Raw genomic sequence first — 16,770 nt, 5'->3', positions numbered from 1 at the left:
TCCTTTCCTGTCGCCACGCTTTCACGCGGCGGTATCGATGCAGAGATATTTGAGTTCGGTGAAGGCTTCGATGCCCTGATGGGAGCCTTCGCGGCCAAGCCCGGATTGCTTCCAGCCGCCAAACGGGATCGGGGCGCCGGTAATCTTCGCGCGATTAACCGCAACCATCCCGTATTCGAGCGCACGGCCCATGCGGAGTTGTCGTGCGCCATTTGCCGTCACCACATAGGCAACGAGACCATATTGTGTGGAATTGGCGCGCTCGATGACTTCGGCCTCGTCGTCAAATGCCGTGACGGCGGCAACCGGCCCGAATGTCTCCTCATGCATGATCGTAGCATCGTCCGGCACGTCGACCAGCAACGTCGGCTCGAAGAAAAGTCCCGCTTCTCCGCACCGATTGCCGCCCACAACTATTCCGGCGCCCCGCTGGCTGGCATCCTGAACATGCTCTTCAACCTTGGCGACCGCCCGACTATGCATCAGAGGGCCTATATCCGATGTCGGATCCAGCCCGTTACCGACCTTTAGCGCCGCGATGCGGGTAGCAAACGCCTCGGTGAAATCTTTCAAAATGCCGCGTTGGACAAAGATGCGGTTTGCAGCAAGGCAATCCTGACCGGACGTCGCAAACTTCGCAGCCATCGCCACATCGACGGCTCGCTCGACACAAGCATCATCGAAGATAATCAGCGGTGCATGGCCGCCAAGCTCCATGACGAGCCGCTTCATCGTGTTCGCGCTTTTGGTAGCAATCAACTTGCCGATTTCGGTTGAACCGGTGAAGCTCAGCGCCCGAACACGCTCATCGCGGCACAATACGTCAACGATAGGCGCGGCTTTGCCTGTCACGACATTGAATATGCCTGCGGGTATTCCCGCACGTTCGGCCAGTTCGGCCAGGGCAAGTGCGGAGAGCGGCGTTTCCGAAGACGGATGCACGACAACCGGGCAACCGGCGGCAATGGCCGCTGCCGCCTTGCGGGTAATCATGGCATGTGGGAAATTCCACGGAGTTACAAGCGCGACCACCCCCAGCGCTTCGCGCCGCACCAGCATTTCGGCATCGGGCAGATGGCTTGCAATGGTTTCACCATTGAGCCGCTTTGCTTCTTCGGCAAACCATTCAATGAAAGATGCGCCATAATCGATTTCGCCGCGCGATTCCGCCAGTGGCTTGCCCTGCTCCAGCGTCATCAGCAATGCGAGGTCTTCGCGATGTGCCGTGACCAACTCGAACCACCGCCGCAAAACTGCCGATCGTTCCTGGGGCAGTTTATCTCGCCAGGCCGGAAAGGCCTTTACAGCGGCATCAATCGCAAGTGTCGTCTCCACTTCGCCGAGACTTGCCACACGCGCAAGCCGCTGACCGGTGGCAGGATCGAGAACAGGGAAAGTTTCGGCCTTTTCTCCTGCTACCCAGCGTCCATCGACATAGCCGAGTTCACGAAAGAGATGTTTATCGCGGAGCCTGCCAAGCCCGTCATGTTGTATCGGATGATCCAGAACGGCATTCATTGTTCTTCTCCCAATTCAGGAAGAAGTTTGTCACGGGATAGCTCCGGATTCGGACCAAATCATCTCCGCGCACATGCGGAATGGACTAATTTTAAAAGCCGAACAGTCTGTTTGGGCTAGTCGGTTGCATCCTTGAACAGCGACAAGGGCGCACTCGCCTTCTCGTCCTTGACCAGCTTGGTCACGATATAGGTGAAGTAACGTTCGATGCCGATATTCTGGTCCAAAAGACGGTCAATCAGCCGCTGATAACCATCAATGTCGCGCGCCACGATCATCAGAAAGTAGTCCACCCCACCGCCAACGGACCAGCAGGACACGATTTCGGGCAAGGCCAGGATGGCTCTCTCGAACCGGTCAAAGTCGCTTTGTCGATGATTGCCCAGGGTAATCTGGACTATGACATGAGCAATCGGAGCTATTTTTCGATAGGCGATGCGCGCGTGATAGCCGGTCACAACACCGGCCTCTTCCAGCTTGCGCAGTCGCAGCCAGCAAGGTGTCGCCGAAAGCCCAACCTTCTCCGCCAATGCGAGCTTGGTGATCCGCGCATTCTCCTGAACGGCTGCGAGAATACGCAAATCGACGGCGTCCAGCTTCAAGGCGGCTTTCATTCTTTTGATCCAGCATCTGCAAACACTCCTGTTTTCATTGGCACGCCCCTGCTCTGCTGACAAGGCTCCGACAGAGAAAAGTCGTTACAGATCAAAATTGTAATGATCCAATATAATTATTGACATGATAAGAATGGTCTTTCACACATAGAGCCAAGAACAAAAATCAGACATTTGGGGAACGAGGATGCGGCCTTACGGCTTCGCACGTGGTGCATTATTGCGCCTTCTGTCCACTCATCCATCGCAGCGCTCAGCAAAACTTGGCGCGGCGTTCCCCGTCGCCATGACGCTATGAGAGGCAGCGCCATGCCAAGATTGGCCCGTGAAATGATTGGTCTTGACGATATCGAAGCAGCGCGTGAGAGGCTGCAAGGTCTCGTCGTGAGAACGCCGCTGACGCGTTCAGAGCATCTAAGTGAACTCACCGGGACTTCGGTTTATCTCAAACTGGAAAATCGGCAGGCCACCGGCAGCTTCAAACTGCGCGGCGCGACCAACGCCGTCCTTAGCCTGTCGCCCGATGATCGCAAACGTGGACTTGTGACGGCGTCCACCGGCAATCATGGACGTGCTCTTGCACATGCTGCTTCCAGTCAGGGATTGATCGCCACCGTTTGCCTCTCATCGCTGGTGCCGCGCAACAAGGTCGATGCAATCCGCGATCTTGGTGCGGATGTGCGCATCGTCGGAAAATCCCAGGACGATGCCATGAACGAGGTGGTGCGTTTGGCCCACGAAAACGGAATGAATGTCGTCCCCCCATTTGACGATCAGCGCATTATTGCCGGACAGGGCACAATCGGTCTCGAAATCATTGATGACCAGCCTGACACCGAGATTGTTCTCATTCCTCTTTCCGGCGGGGGGCTCGCTGCCGGCATCGCCGCGGCTGTGAAAGCCCGGCTTCCTCATTGCCGTATCATCGGCGTTTCCATGTCTCGCGGTGCAGCCATGGATGCCAGCCTCAAAGCCGGTAAGCCGGTCAATGTCGAGGAACTGGAGACACTTGCAGATTCTTTAGGCGGCGGCATTGGGCTCGACAATCATTGGACTTTTGAGATGTGCCGCTCGCTGCTGGACCAAGTGATCCTGCTCGATGAGGAGGAGATTGCAGCGGGGATCAGACATGCCACGACGCAGGAAGGTGAAATTATCGAAGGCGCAGGAGCGGTTGGCATCGGCGCCTTGTTGAGCGGCAGGATCAAGCCAACGGGACCGACTGTCGTCATTGTTTCAGGTGGCAACATCGACCCTGAACAGCATCGCGCAATCGTCGAAGACCGCTATCGGAGGGCTGGATGATGGCTGAAATGAGAATTCTCACCGAAGCAGATCTGCGGCGGATCATTGCCCTCGACATGGCAAGCGTGGCGTGCGTGGAAAATGCTTTTCGGGCGCTCGCCAGTGGCGGTGTCAGCATGCCGCCCATACTGCGACTGGACATCCCCGCCCAACGGGGCGAAGTGGACGTGAAAACGGCTTACATTCCCGGGCTTGACAGTTTCGCCATCAAGGTGAGCCCCGGTTTCTTCAACAATCCGTCCATTGGTTTGCCTTCTACCAACGGGCTGATGATCCAGTTTTCAGCGAAGACCGGGCTGGTCGAGGCGCTCTTGCTGGATAATGGCTATCTGACCGATGTGCGCACTGCGGCTGCCGGTGCTGTCGCGGCAAAACACCTGGCGCGGGAAGACGCCCGGGTGGCGGCCATCTTCGGTGCAGGCATGCAGGCAGGGATGCAGCTTCAAGCGCTGACGCTCGTGCGTCCAATCTCCGAGGCGCGGATTTGGGCGCGCAACTTCGACAGCGCACAAAAAGCCGCGCAAAGCTTTACCGAAAAGCTCGGAATACCCGTAACAGCAATCGCGGATGCGCAACAAGCCTGCGAAGGCGCGGATATTATCGTCACGACAACACCATCGGAAACGCCGCTCATCAATGCTGAATGGCTTGTACCCGGCCAGCACCTCACCGCGATGGGTTCCGATGCTGAACACAAGAACGAGATTGATCCTGCCCTTTTTCGGCGACCGATCGTTTACATTGCAGACAGCCTCTCCCAAACGCGCAGGCTCGGGGAGTTGCATCATGCGATTGCGGCGGGGATTGTCGCTGCGGATACTGTTTTTCCGGAACTCGGCCAGATCGCTCTCGCTGCTTCTCCCTTCCAGCGAAAGGCAGAAGACATAACCTTCTGCGACCTCACGGGAACAGGCGTTCAGGACACGGCCATCGCTCGCCTTGCGACAGAGCGCGCCAGTGCGTGCGGTGCAGGCACGAAAATCGATTCAACCAAAACTGCAGGAGCCAGCCGATGAGTGTGGAACTCAACTTCACCCGCGCGGAGTATGATCAGCGGATAGCAAAAACCCGTCGCGCCATGGAGAAGGCTGGCTTCGACATCCTCATCGTCACCGACCCATCCAACATGCACTGGCTGACCGGCTATGACGGTTGGTCCTTCTATGTTCATCAATGCGTTGTGCTTTCGATGGAAGGGGAACCGATCTGGTATGGCCGCAGTCAGGATGGCAATGGAGCGAAACGCACTGCATGGCTCAGCCACGACAACATCGTCGGCTATCCCGACCACTATGTTCAGTCGCTCGAACGGCACCCTATGGATCTTCTGGCGTCGATACTGGATGAAAAAGGCTGGGGCAACAAGACCATTGCCGTCGAGCTGGACAATTACTGGTACACGGCTGCCGCTCATCACGCCTTGCAGAAACATCTGCCGAATGCCCGCTTCAAGGATGCGCAAGGACTGGTCAACTGGCAGCGCGCCGTCAAAAGCCCGACGGAAATCGACTATATGCGAAAAGCTGGTCGTATCGTTGAGGCTATGCATCAACGCATCGTCGACAAAATCGAGCCGGGCATGCGCAAATGCGATCTGGTTGCGGAAATCTATGATGCTGGCACGCGCGGCGTTGACGGTTTTGGTGGCGATTATCCCGCCATCGTTCCGTTGCTGCCTTCCGGCCCCGACGCCTCGGCACCGCATCTGACTTGGAACGATCTGCCGATGAAGACCGGCGAAGGCACATTCTTCGAGATCGCCGGCTGCTACAAGCGCTATCATTGCCCTCTGTCGCGCACCGTATTCCTCGGCAAACCGACACAGGCTTTTCTCGATGCGGAAAAAGCCACGCTCGAAGGGATGGAGGCGGGACTCGCTGCGGCTCGCCCCGGCAACACATGCGAAGATATCGCCAATGGCTTCTTCGCCGTGCTGAAGAAATACGGAATTATCAAGGACAACCGCACCGGCTACTCCATCGGTTTGTCCTACCCGCCGGATTGGGGCGAACGCACGATGAGCCTGCGCCCCGGCGACCGCACCGAGTTGCAACCCGGCATGACCTTTCATTTCATGACAGGTCTCTGGCTGGAAACCATGGGGCTGGAAATCACCGAAAGCATCGTGATCACCGAAACAGGCGTTGAATGCCTGTCGAATGTGCCGCGCAAGCTCGTGGTCAAGAATTAGGACGCTGCGATGATGCACACCTCGCCCCCCTCACGTCCCTCCCCGATCACGCCTACCGTCGATCTCAACCGCGACGGCGTTCAGCACGGACATCTGCGACTGCCGTGGTCCAGAGACGATTCCGCATGGGGATCGCTGATGTTGCCGATTTGTGTGATCCGCAACGGCGATGGTCCCACCGCCCTGTTGACCGGCGCCAATCATGGCGATGAGTATGAAGGGCCGGTAGCTCTCTATGATCTCGCAGCCAATCTGAAACCGGAAGAGATCAGGGGGCGGGTCATCATTGTTCCTGCAATGAACTACCCTGCCTTTCTTGCGGGAACGCGAACATCACCCATCGACAAGGGCAATCTCAACCGCAGTTTCCCCGGGCGTCCCGATGGCACCGTTACCGAAAAGATTGCCGACTATTTCACCCGCTACCTTCTGCCAGCGGCCGATATCGTCATGGATTTCCATTCCGGAGGGCGAACACTCGATTTTCTGCCTTACGCAGCCGCACATGCCTTGCCGGATACGGCACAGGAACTCCGCTGCTTTGCGGCGGTCAAAGCCTTTTCGGCGCCTTTCTCGATGCGGATGATCGAGATTGACGCTGTCGGCATGTACGACACGATAGCGGAAGAAGCGGGCAAGGTGTTTGTCACGACGGAGCTTTCCGGCGGCGGTACGATTTCTGCCCGCACGGCTTCCATAGCCAAGCGCGGCATTCGCAACCTTTTGCGCCACGCAGGCATTCTCCAGGGAGAGGTGGAGCTGTCACCGACAACGTGGCTCGATATGCCGTCGCGGGAATGCTTCGGTTTTGCCGATACCGAAGGTTTGCTTGAACCTTTGGTCGATCTCGGAGCGGAAATACGCAAAGGCGACGTCATTGCCCGCGTCCATACTGTAACCCGCACAGGCGTCGCTCCACGGGAATATCGCGCCGCGCTCGATGGAATTCTCGCAGCGCGGCACTTTCCTGGTCTCATCAAAATGGGGGATTGCCTGTCGGTCATCGCCACGATCAGCGAGGAGCCGTCTCCGGGATAAACCGATCAATAACGCCAACTGACAAGCCGGACAACAAAACAACCGGCGTTCATAAAGAGGAGTGAACACGATGCGCATGAAACGTCATACAATTTCCGCTCTGTTTTCGGCAGCTGCGATCTTGTCCCTCACGCTTCCGTCACAAGCCGTCACCATTGACGATCTCAAGGGTGCGGGCTTTGTTCGTGGAGCGACGGCCAATGAAGTGCCTTACGGTTATATGGACGAGAGCGGCGCCGCCAAGGGTATAGGCCCGGACGTCGCCGCCGCAATCTTCAAGAAACTTGGAATTGAGGAAATCGACTGGACGGTTACCCCGTTCGGTTCGCTCATTCCCGGCCTGAAGGCCAAGCGGTTCGAGTTTGTCGCCGCCGAGCAGAATGTCCTGCCGGACCGCTGCAAACAGGTCCAGTTCACCGTCGCAAATTCGAGTTACGGTGAAGGTCTCCTGGTGCCCAAGGGCAACCCGAAAAACATTCATTCCTATGAGGACATCAAGAAAGATCCATCGCTGAAAGTCGCGATCGTCTCCGGTGCGGACCAGATCGACTTCCTGCATGGAATGGGCATCGATGAATCCCAGATCGTCATGATCCAGGGCAATGCCGATGCGCCATCGACAGTCCAGACCGGGCGCGCCGATGCCTATGCGGCAACGGAACTGACGGTCGCCAAGCTGGTCGAAAATTCACCGGAACTGGAACAGGCGCATCCGTTCACCGATCCGGTTGTGGATGGCAAATCTGCCAGAAGTTTCGGCGCGTTCAGCTTCCGTCCGGAAGACAAGGAGTTCTACGAAGCTTTCAACAAAGCGCTCATCGAGTTCAAGAAGACTGACGACTACAAGAAAATCCTGATGACTTATGGGCTTAGTGAGGAAAGCGTAGAAGCGGCACGAACGGTGGATACAGCCAGCCTATGCAACGCAAAGTAAGTTGATTTGCTGCCCGTCGAACCGTTCACGGCTCGGCGGGCATTGTCTCATCTCAACCGGGAGACGATCATATGCATTGGACGGAATATCTTCCCGCCCTTTTCAAGGGAGCGCAAATCACAGCCATTCTTGCCCTCAGTTCAATGGCTATCGGCACAGTACTGGCATTTTCCGCCGGAATTGCCCGGTTCGCGGGTGGGCCGATCCTTTCCGCGATTGCGGTGATCTATATCGAGATATTCCGCGGCACGTCGCTGCTCGTGCAGCTTTTCTGGCTCTACTACGCCTTGCCACTGATCGGCATTTCCTTTGATCCGATTACAACCGGCATCATGGGCCTTGGACTCAATATCGGTGCCTACGGCGCAGAAGTGGTTCGCGGTGCGTTACAGGCGGTGCCGGAAGCGCAACATGAAGCCGCCCGAGCGCTCAATTTCAGCAGGGGCCATACCTTGTTTCATGTCATCCTTCCGCAAGCGGTGGTCGAAATGATGCCGGCCTTCGGCAATCTTGCCATCCATAATCTCAAGGACACCGCCCTTGCTTCGCTCATTGCGATCAGCGACCTGACCTTCCAAGCGCAACGCCTGCGAAACCTGACATTGGACAGCGTGACAATCTACTCACTGACCCTGCTCGGCTATTTCGCAATGGCGCTCTTACTGGCAGCGGCCATTCGCTGGCTGGAGCGGCGTCTGAGACGCCAGACCATGGCTGGAGGTTTCGCATGATCTACGGTTACGCCTGGGACACCTCATCCACACTCTCCTTCGCGATTTCCATTCTGCCAATTCTGGCGATTGGTCTTACTGTAACCCTGAAAGCCGCCGCCACCGGGTTTGCAATCGCGCTGGTACTCGGCCTCGTTTTTGCGCTTCTGCGCCGCAGCCCATACAAGATGATCTCCTGGCCAACGGCAGTTGTAGTGGAATTCCTGCGTGATACTCCGCTGCTGGTACAGCTGTTTTTCCTGTATTACGTGCTACCGGTTTACGGCATCGTGCTGCCTGCCTTTCTGACTGGCGCCCTGGCCCTTGGTCTTCAATATTCAGCCTATACGTCGGAAGTTTATCGTGGCGGCATCGAAGCCATCCCGCGTGGACAATGGGAAGCAGCACGCGCGCTGAATCTCATGCCCTGGCGCACCTATCGCGATATCGTCATTCCGCAAGCCATACCCCGGATCATCCCGGCCATGGGCAATTATCTCGTCTCCATGCTGAAAGAGACGCCTGTGCTGTCGGTGGTCAGCATTGTCGACATGCTGAACCTTGCCAATCTGATTGGCGACCGCACCTTTGAATATCTGGTGCCTCTGTCGATGGTGGGCCTGATTTTCCTCGCCCTGACCTTGATCTGCTCGGCACTCATACGCCTGCTCGAACGTACACTTCCAAAAAGCGGGATCGCTCTCAAATGACCCAGGAAATTATCCGCTTTCAGGACGTAACCAAGCGCTTCGGAGCGCTGACCGTACTGGATCGCTTCAATTTTTCCGTCAGAACAGGCGAAAAAGTCACCCTTATCGGCCCCTCGGGCTCGGGAAAATCGACGGTTCTTCGTATCCTCATGACGCTCGAGCCGTTTCAGGAGGGCACGCTTGAGCTTGCAGACATGCCTTATCACGAGCCGAACGGTAAAGGTCACTTTCAGGCCAGCGAAGCCCATCTGCGCAAGATCAGGTCGCATGTCGGCATGGTGTTCCAGAGCTTCAACCTGTTTCCGCACATGTCGGTGCTGCGCAACATCATCGAGGCACCGGTTCACGTTCTGGGCATGAAGCGCGCCAAAGCGGAAGCCCGCGCACTCGACCTGCTCTCTCTCGTGGGATTGACCGACAAGAAGGACCATTATCCTTCGCAGCTATCAGGCGGCCAGCAGCAACGTGTCGCCATCGCCCGTTCGCTTGCCATGCGCCCGCGCGTACTCCTGTTTGACGAACCCACCTCCGCGCTTGATCCGCAGCTCGTTGGAGAAGTGCTTTCCGTCATTCGCAGTCTGGCACAGGAGCACGATCTGACCATGCTCCTTGTCACGCATGAAATGCGATTTGCCCGGGAAGTATCCGACCGCGTTTGCTTTTTCGATAAGGGACGCATCTGCGAACAAGGTACGCCGGAACAGATATTTCAGGCCCCAAGCGAGGCGCGGACCAAAGAGTTCCTGCAATCAGTGCTCTAGGCTGTAGTGACGAATTAACTTACGGTTCGGCGTTGGTGTGTTTTTCTGCTGAACTAGGCGATCGATCCCACATCGTAAACAGGCGGCAATTGCGCAAAAGTCTCGCGGATGGTCTCAAGTGCCGTCTGCAAAGCCGACCGAGAAAGCCTTCCCCCAAGGCAGATGCGAATACCCCCGCTCCCACGGTCGGCACCGGCCACAAATGGGTCCGATGGCGTGACCGCAACACCTTTGCTGGCAAGCGCGCGCACCAGCCCATCCTCAGACCAGTTGCGCGGTATTTTCAGCCAGGCGCAGAGCGATAACGGATTGCTGCCAGCCACGTTCGAACCCAGGATTTCGGTTACTTGCGCCTGCCGGGATCGCAGTTCGCTGCGCTGGATTTTAATCAATTCCGCCGCCGTGCCATCCTCGATCCAGCGGCTCGCCATCTCACCCATGAGATTAACGCCGCTCCAGCTTGTAACGCGCAGAATGGATGTAACCCGGATGGAATATTGCGTCGGAACAACGAGATAGCCCGTACGCAAGCCGGTCATCACCGTCTTGGTGAAACTTGTAACAAAGAAGCCAAGGTCGGGCAGCAGCTCCGGCATCGAGGGCAATTTATCTTCAAGAATGGGTTTATAAACCTCATCCTCGATAACACAGACATCGTAGCGCCGCGCGATTTCTGCGATGGCGATGCGACGCCCTGCCCCCATCAGATGGCTGGTCGGATTGCCCAGTGTCGGGATCATCACAAGCGCACGGACGTCACCAGCCTTGCAGGCGGTTTCAAAAGCATCGGGTAGAATGCCCTGTTCATCAATCGGAAGCCCACGCAGAGTAAATCCGAGCACATTGGCAAGACCTATGATGCCATGGTCGGTCAGGCTTTCCGTAAGCACGACCTCCCCCGGCTGAACGACAGCAGCAACCGCGAGAAACAGCCCATGCGCAGCACCATTGGTGATGATGATCCGGCCCGGATCTACATCCACCGACAGATCGCGCAGCCAATCGCGTGCGATAGCGCGATGCCTATCCAATCCCGCTATCGGACGGCAAGGACGCATGAAACTCGCATTGTCGGAATGGCTCATTTCTTCGAGCAGGCGACGCGAAGCATTCTCATGCGCTTCTGTATAAACCGCCCGAATAATCGATAGATCCGCTGTTCCGCTAGGATCGCGATCCAGCATGAACCGGTCCGCTCGCTCCGTCACCCGGTTGCAGACATAGGTTCCCCGACCAACCTCGCCACGCAAATAACCACGTCGTTCGGCTTCCTTGTAACTGATGCTGACCGTCTGCACCGAAAGTCCGAGCTTGTGAGCCAAATCCCGATGGGTCGGCATACGCATGGAGGGGTGAAGAATGCCCTTTTCAATATCATCGACTATTTTTTCGGTCAGAAGTCGGTGCTTGGTGACGCCCTTGCGCATTTCCAAAATAGGTTCCCACATGCGTCTACCGACTCCATCATGACATATCGAAAATTGTCTTATTATACTGAATTAATACCATGACATTCCAGTTAAAACAGCACATATGGAGAAGCCCTCCCGCTAGTGAAAGTCACTGTCCTGGCCATCGAAAACATGAAATTGCGCGCGCAATATCCGGTCCGGATTAATATCGGAAGTCAGCAATATTGTTTCATAGAAGATGACAAGCCCATCAAAACAAGCTATTGATAGATAAAGCGATTTCTATCGTTCGCCTATATACGTCGTTCCTCGCCGCCGGACGAAATGCGCATGAATGAAAAACGGAGCCCGACGGTTTCCAAGCCGCAAAATCCAGCCAAATCGTTCCTCGAAAATGAACGTCCCACGCTGAAGACAATCGCATTCATGACTGGTCTGGGTGTAACCACGGTTTCACGCGCCTTGAAGGACGCGCCTGAAATTGGTCCCGAAACCCGCAAACGTGTGCAATTGATCGCGAGGCAGATCGGCTATCGCCCCAATCGTGCTGGTGTACGCCTGCGAACCGGCAAAACAAATGTCATTGCGCTGGTTCTTAATACGCAAGATGAAATCATGGGGTTCACCAGCCAGGTCATTCATGGCGTTGCGGATGTACTTGCCGAAACGCAGTACCATCTCATTCTGACGCCCTATTTTCATTCACGGGCGCCGATTGAACCTATCCGCTATATCGTCGAGACAGGCTCAGCCGACGGAATTATATTTTCACGCACAGAACCGGACGACCAACGCGTCCATTATCTGACCCAACATGATTTTCCGTTCGCCACCCACGGCCGCACCGATACGGGCATTGAGCATCCATATCACGACTTTGATAATTTCACTTTTGCACTGGAGATGGTCGGCAAACTGACGGCGCTTGGACGAAAACGGCTTGCCCTGCTGACACCGCCAGCCCACCTCACCTATTACCGGCATATGGTCGGTGGATTTTACGAGGGGCTGCGCACCTTTCATTGCAGTGGATCCCCCCTTGAAGGGGTCGATCTCGATACGCCGCTTGAGGATTTGCGGCTACACATTGCTCAACTGATGAAAAGGGCTGATCGTCCCGACGGAATCATCTGCTCGAGCAGTGCTGCTGCCTTGGCACTCGTTGCGGGTATCGAAGATGCCGGAATGAACATTGGCAATGAAGTCGATGTAGCCGCCAAACAGTCGACCGAAATTTTGCACTGGTTTCGCCCGGGGCTGATTGTCGTTGAGGAAAGTTTCAAACTCGCCGGACAACAACTTGGTAAAGCCATCCTGGGCCGGATCAACGGCAAAGACATCAAGTCCCTACAGACAATAGGATAAAATGGGTGGAGGCCACCCCAATCCCGCAGGATTGAGACAGCCTCCAATCGCTCGGGAGGAGCGATGCAAGTAAACATGCCCTATCTCATTGTTTTTACGTATTATCCTACGCGAAACCGCTTCGCACTTTTGCAGGAAATGCTCTAAGCAAGGCCTCTGCGGCAGCTATATCGAGAGCTTCCGGGCGCGTGCAGCGGGTTTCAATGTCGACGAAACGCTTTTCTTCGCCTGATTTGAGAATCGCCAACATGACCTCGACCCCATGCAGTGCACGTTCCAAAGAACAACGCATGTCGCGGCCATCCAAAATGGCGGCTGCCATATCCGCCAGTCCCGCCGCCCGATAGTTCGCCATCATTCCTTGCAAGTGCTGCTCATTGGCGATTCCAAAGGGATGTTCCCAGTCTTCGACTGGTACGGCTTGTTCACCCGGCTTCGCTATCTGGACTTCCCCGCCGAAAAAATTCGGGTCCGGCAGATAGAGCGATCCTTCGGTGCCGTATAGTTCCATGTTCGCATGGCGGTGCGCCCATACATCCCAACTCGCTGAAAGCGTTATTGTTGCACCTTGCTCGAATTCGAGCAGTGCGTGGATTGTCGTTGGCGTCTCCACAGGAATGGTTTCGCCTCTGCGCGGCTCGGAACTGATCGTCCGCGTCGGTGTCGCCATGGAAGTCAATGCTGCGACCCGCTTCACAGGCCCGATAAGATTGACGAGATTGGCAATATAATAAGGGCCGAGATCGAGTATGGGACCGCCGCCGTGCTTGAAGAAAAAGTCCGGGTTTGGATGCCAATGCTCCATCCCGTGGCTCATGACATGGCATGTACCCGAAGTGATGCGACCGACATGCCCGCTATCGATTTCGCGCCGCGCCAGCTGGTGTGCGCCGCCGAGAAACGTATCTGGAGCGCATCCGACCTTGAGACCACGACCATCGGCAAGCGCCTTCAGTTCCAGCCCCTGCTCCATCGAAAGAACCAGAGGCTTTTCCGAATAGGCATGCTTGCCTGCTGCCAGTATCTGCTTGGTCACGGCATAGTGGGCATCTGGAATTGTCAAGTTGACGACGATATCGATATCATCATTCTGAAGCAGTTCTTCGATGGTCTGCACCTTTACACCGAACTCGTCTGCGCGCGCATTTGCTGCCGCCAGATTGATATCTGCGCAAGCCCTTACTTCGATGTTTCGAAACATCGGTGACAGCCGCAAATATGCGGCAGATATATTGCCGCAACCGATAATCCCGACACCAAGCCTCCCGGTCATCTCGTTCTCCAACCTAGAAGTTTCTTACGGTTTCGATGGAACGCCTCGCAAATCGTCTATCGTCCGACGGATTGTCGTGTTCCATGATGAAATAGCGGGCGGGCGTCTTGCGCAAAGCCGTGAACAGGGCAGCCCAGTCGACGGTCCCGTGACCAACATCTTCCCAACCGTCTTCGTCGGCTTTTTCACCATTCACCGCGATGTCCTTCACATGAACTGCAAGTATCCGGTCTCCATAACGCTCGATCCATTCAAACGGATCGGCACCGGCTTTGGCGATCCACGCAATATCAGCCTCCCAGGCCAGATCAGGTGAAGCATTGAGAATGTGTTCTTGCGGCACGGAACCGTCGGCCAAAGGCTCGAATTCAAAATCGTGGTTGTGCCAGCCAAACGCATAACCTTCATTGCGATAAGGCTCGCCAGCTGCCGCCACACGTCTGCCGAACTCCTGCCAGCCAGCTACGCTATCCGGGCGGCGATCTGCATCGAGATAAGGACAGAAGATCGCCTTCATATCGGCGATCTTGGCAATCTCCAAAACGCGGGCCACTTCATTTTCCAGCATATCCAGACCAAAGTGGCCGGTAGGCATGGCAAGCCCAAGTTCGTCGAGTTCCTTCTTTAATTGAACGGGATCGCCATAAATCGCTCCATATCCTTCTACCCGGCGGTAGCCGAGGTCACGCAACATCGTCAGTGTACGCTCCAGCGGCTGGAAATTGCGGGAGCTGTAAAGTTGGTAGGAATATCCGTTCATTGTCCTCATCCTTGAAATCTATCCCGAATTGTGTCGGGCTTTTTTCCAGACAAATTATCCCGGCGGTCCGAAACTGCCTTCGGACCGGCAACTGAAAGCCAATTGTTTCGTCTCTGGTCGACGGCCCTTATGGGACGCGTTTTTCGCTGTTCATCTAGAGTCTCTCCTCTGTTTGGGCATCGAAAAGCGACAGGGCATCGGGTTTAAAGTCGATCCTGACCTTCTCGCCCGCCCGGTAGCGTTTACCGCCCTCCACTCTCGCGGATAGCGGGTGCCCGTTCAGGCGAAGCCAAACCAAACTGTCGGCGCCCATAGGCTCATCCAGATCAACGATGGCTTCAAAGCCGTCCTCCGCGTTAAGCCTGACATGCTCCGGACGAATGCCGAGCGTGGCCTTCTGTCCCTGCTTTGGTGCGCCGTCATACCCCTCCAGCCCTACGACCGTCGGCCCGATGTGGAATGCCGGCTTTCCCTCTGTGGCGGCAATTTCACCGGAGAAGAAATTCATCGATGGCGAACCCAGAAACCCTGCGACAAACCGGTTCTTCGGGCGGTTGTAGATTGTTATCGGGTCGGCCAGTTGCTGGACCACGCCACCTTTCATCACGGCAATGCGATCCGCCAGCGTCAGCGCTTCAATCTGGTCGTGGGTAACGTAGATCATTGTGTTACCGAGCTTTTGATGAAGGCGTTTGATCTCGACCCGCAGCTCCGAACGCAGTTTTGCATCAAGATTGGAAAGCGGCTCATCGAACAGAAACACATCCACATCGCGCACCAATGCACGGCCGATTGCAACACGCTGACGCTGACCGCCAGACAATGCCGAAGGTTTGCGTTGCAGCAGGGATTCGATCTGGAGAATTTCGGCAGCACGCTTGATGCGTTTGTCGATCTCACCTTTTGGCAGACCGGCGACGCGCAACCCGAAAGAAAGGTTCTTTTCGACAGTCATCTGCGGGTAGAGCGCGTATGATTGAAACACCATGCCGACGCCGCGATCCTTTGGTTCATCCCAGGTAACATTGCGCCCCTTGATGAAGATGCTGCCTTCGGAAATATCGAGAAGCCCCGCCACACAATTGAGCAGCGTGGATTTTCCGCAGCCGGAAGGTCCGAGAAGCACGAGAAACTCACCCTCCCCGATTTCCAGATTGAGATTTTGCAGCACATTGACCGAGCCGAAGGCGAGTGACAGGTCCTGGATGGAAACGCTTGAATTCATGAACTCATCCCTTCACTGCGCCCGCGGCGATACCGCGAACAAAATAACGGCCGGAGAGGAAGTAAACGAGCAATGGCACGGCACCGGTCAGAATAGTTGCGGCCATATTGACGTTATATTCCTTCACGCCTTGCATGGAATTGACGATGTTATTCAGCTGCACGGTCATCGGAAAATTCTGCGTTCCGGCAAAGACCACGCCGAACAGAAAGTCGTTCCAGATACCGGTTACCTGCAGAATGATCGCGACAACGAAAATCGGCAGCGACATCGGCAGCATGATTTGAAAGAAAATTCGCCAGAAGCCGGCACCGTCCACGCGAGCCGCCTTGAATAATTCCGGCGGCAAACCGGCAAAATAATTGCGGAATAGCAGCGTCAGGATGGGCATGCCGAATATGGTATGAATAAAGACAACTCCGGTCAGAGTGCCGAAAATTCCCAGCTCACGTGTGATGATAACGAGCGGGTAGAGCATGACCTGATACGGAATGAAGGCGCCGAACAGCAGGACCGCGAAGAAGATTTCCGACCCCTTGAACTTCCAGTTTGCCAGCGCATAGCCATTGACCGATGCTATCGCAATGGAAACGATCACACTTGGAACAGTGATCTTTACCGAATTCCAGAAACCTGCGCTGAGCCCTTCGCAATAAAGGCCGGTGCATGCCTGGCTCCAGGCCTTGACCCATGGTTCGAATGTTATTTCGACCGGTGGCGCAAAGACGTTGCCTAGCCGGATTTCAGGCATGCCCTTCAGGGATGTGATAACCATCACATAAAGCGGCAGCAGGTAGTAGACAGCAGAAACAAACAGAATGCTGTAAAGCATGATGGTGGCAGGCGCGAAGCGCCGTTTCGGCTTGCGACCCCAAGGCTGTGATGCCTGTTTTCGCGTCAAATATGGTTGGGTGGCTAAAGCCTCGGTTTCGTTCGGCATTTTCCCGTTCACAA

General features: G+C 55.7%; 16 protein-coding genes. 9 read left to right on the top strand and 7 right to left on the bottom strand.

All coding sequences use genetic code 11. The annotated features are described in order from the left end of the window. Positions 1-21: 21 nt before the first annotated feature. Together AC0TOF_RS18530 and AC0TOF_RS18525 are read right to left on the bottom strand one after the other, a co-directional pair. A complete protein-coding gene (locus AC0TOF_RS18530; protein WP_473769329.1) occupies positions 22-1,518 on the bottom strand; it encodes an NAD-dependent succinate-semialdehyde dehydrogenase in 1,497 nt (498 codons plus the stop codon). A 116-nt stretch (positions 1,519-1,634) separates the two neighbouring features. Further along, positions 1,635-2,132: an Lrp/AsnC family transcriptional regulator gene (locus AC0TOF_RS18525; protein WP_122002444.1), complete on the bottom strand. Its 498-nt coding sequence runs from the start codon at positions 2,130-2,132 to the stop codon at positions 1,635-1,637. 330 nt (positions 2,133-2,462) lie between these two features. Between AC0TOF_RS18525 and eutB the strand changes: the two genes are divergently transcribed. From eutB to ehuA, 8 genes are all read left to right on the top strand, one after another. Next, positions 2,463-3,437 (top strand): hydroxyectoine utilization dehydratase EutB, encoded by a 975-nt coding sequence (eutB, locus tag AC0TOF_RS18520; RefSeq protein ID WP_473769485.1) that lies wholly within the window; start codon positions 2,463-2,465, stop codon positions 3,435-3,437. Then, positions 3,437-4,453 (top strand): cyclodeaminase, encoded by a 1,017-nt coding sequence (locus AC0TOF_RS18515; protein WP_473769484.1) that lies wholly within the window; start codon positions 3,437-3,439, stop codon positions 4,451-4,453. Before eutB ends, AC0TOF_RS18515 begins: the two co-directional genes overlap by 1 nt. Further along, positions 4,450-5,628, top strand: a complete 1,179-nt coding sequence (gene doeA / locus AC0TOF_RS18510; RefSeq protein WP_473769328.1) for an ectoine hydrolase DoeA — start codon at positions 4,450-4,452, stop codon at positions 5,626-5,628. Before AC0TOF_RS18515 ends, doeA begins: the two co-directional genes overlap by 4 nt. Before the next feature lie 9 nt (positions 5,629-5,637). Further along, positions 5,638-6,666 carry a N(2)-acetyl-L-2,4-diaminobutanoate deacetylase DoeB gene (doeB, locus tag AC0TOF_RS18505; protein WP_473769327.1) on the top strand — a complete coding sequence of 343 codons (1,029 nt, stop codon included), beginning with the start codon at positions 5,638-5,640 and terminating at the stop codon, positions 6,664-6,666. Between the two features lie 70 nt (positions 6,667-6,736). Next, a complete protein-coding gene (ehuB, locus tag AC0TOF_RS18500) occupies positions 6,737-7,600 on the top strand; it encodes an ectoine/hydroxyectoine ABC transporter substrate-binding protein EhuB (RefSeq protein WP_122002448.1) in 864 nt (287 codons plus the stop codon). A gap of 71 nt (positions 7,601-7,671) precedes the next feature. Further along, entirely contained in the window at positions 7,672-8,331 is a 660-nt protein-coding gene (gene ehuC / locus AC0TOF_RS18495; protein WP_473769326.1) for an ectoine/hydroxyectoine ABC transporter permease subunit EhuC, read from the top strand. Beyond that, positions 8,328-9,020: an ectoine/hydroxyectoine ABC transporter permease subunit EhuD gene (gene ehuD / locus AC0TOF_RS18490; protein WP_473769325.1), complete on the top strand. Its 693-nt coding sequence runs from the start codon at positions 8,328-8,330 to the stop codon at positions 9,018-9,020. The genes ehuC and ehuD overlap by 4 nt, the downstream gene beginning before the upstream one ends. Then, positions 9,017-9,781, top strand: a complete 765-nt coding sequence (ehuA, locus tag AC0TOF_RS18485) for an ectoine/hydroxyectoine ABC transporter ATP-binding protein EhuA (RefSeq protein WP_473769324.1) — start codon at positions 9,017-9,019, stop codon at positions 9,779-9,781. The genes ehuD and ehuA overlap by 4 nt, the downstream gene beginning before the upstream one ends. 53 nt (positions 9,782-9,834) lie before the next feature. Here ehuA and ehuR read toward each other — a convergent pair whose 3' ends face one another. Continuing rightward, positions 9,835-11,229 carry a MocR-like ectoine utilization transcription factor EhuR gene (gene ehuR, locus AC0TOF_RS18480; protein ID WP_473769323.1) on the bottom strand — a complete coding sequence of 465 codons (1,395 nt, stop codon included), beginning with the start codon at positions 11,227-11,229 and terminating at the stop codon, positions 9,835-9,837. A 294-nt stretch (positions 11,230-11,523) separates the two neighbouring features. Between ehuR and AC0TOF_RS18475 the strand changes: the two genes are divergently transcribed. Then, the gene (locus AC0TOF_RS18475) at positions 11,524-12,558 is read left to right on the top strand and encodes a LacI family transcriptional regulator (RefSeq protein WP_473769322.1); all 1,035 of its coding nucleotides are present in this window, start codon (positions 11,524-11,526) and stop codon (positions 12,556-12,558) included. 106 nt (positions 12,559-12,664) lie between these two features. Here the strand turns inward: AC0TOF_RS18475 and AC0TOF_RS18470 are convergent, their stop codons facing one another. The 4 genes from AC0TOF_RS18470 to AC0TOF_RS18455 form a co-directional block, all read right to left on the bottom strand. Further along, positions 12,665-13,831, bottom strand: coding sequence for a Gfo/Idh/MocA family protein (locus AC0TOF_RS18470; RefSeq protein ID WP_473769321.1), 1,167 nt, complete (start codon positions 13,829-13,831; stop codon positions 12,665-12,667). Positions 13,832-13,844: 13 nt separating this feature from the next. Further along, a complete protein-coding gene (locus AC0TOF_RS18465; protein WP_473769320.1) occupies positions 13,845-14,591 on the bottom strand; it encodes a sugar phosphate isomerase/epimerase family protein in 747 nt (248 codons plus the stop codon). Between the two features lie 154 nt (positions 14,592-14,745). Then, positions 14,746-15,816, bottom strand: coding sequence for an ABC transporter ATP-binding protein (locus tag AC0TOF_RS18460; RefSeq protein WP_473769319.1), 1,071 nt, complete (start codon positions 15,814-15,816; stop codon positions 14,746-14,748). A 4-nt stretch (positions 15,817-15,820) separates the two neighbouring features. Beyond that, positions 15,821-16,756, bottom strand: coding sequence for a carbohydrate ABC transporter permease (locus AC0TOF_RS18455; RefSeq protein ID WP_473769483.1), 936 nt, complete (start codon positions 16,754-16,756; stop codon positions 15,821-15,823). Between the last annotated feature and the right edge of the window lie 14 nt (positions 16,757-16,770).

This window comes from Ochrobactrum sp. PL_is501, from assembly GCF_055816895.1.
The sequence above is the reverse complement of the archived record's forward strand: the minus strand, read 5'-3'. Positions and strand labels throughout refer to the sequence as shown.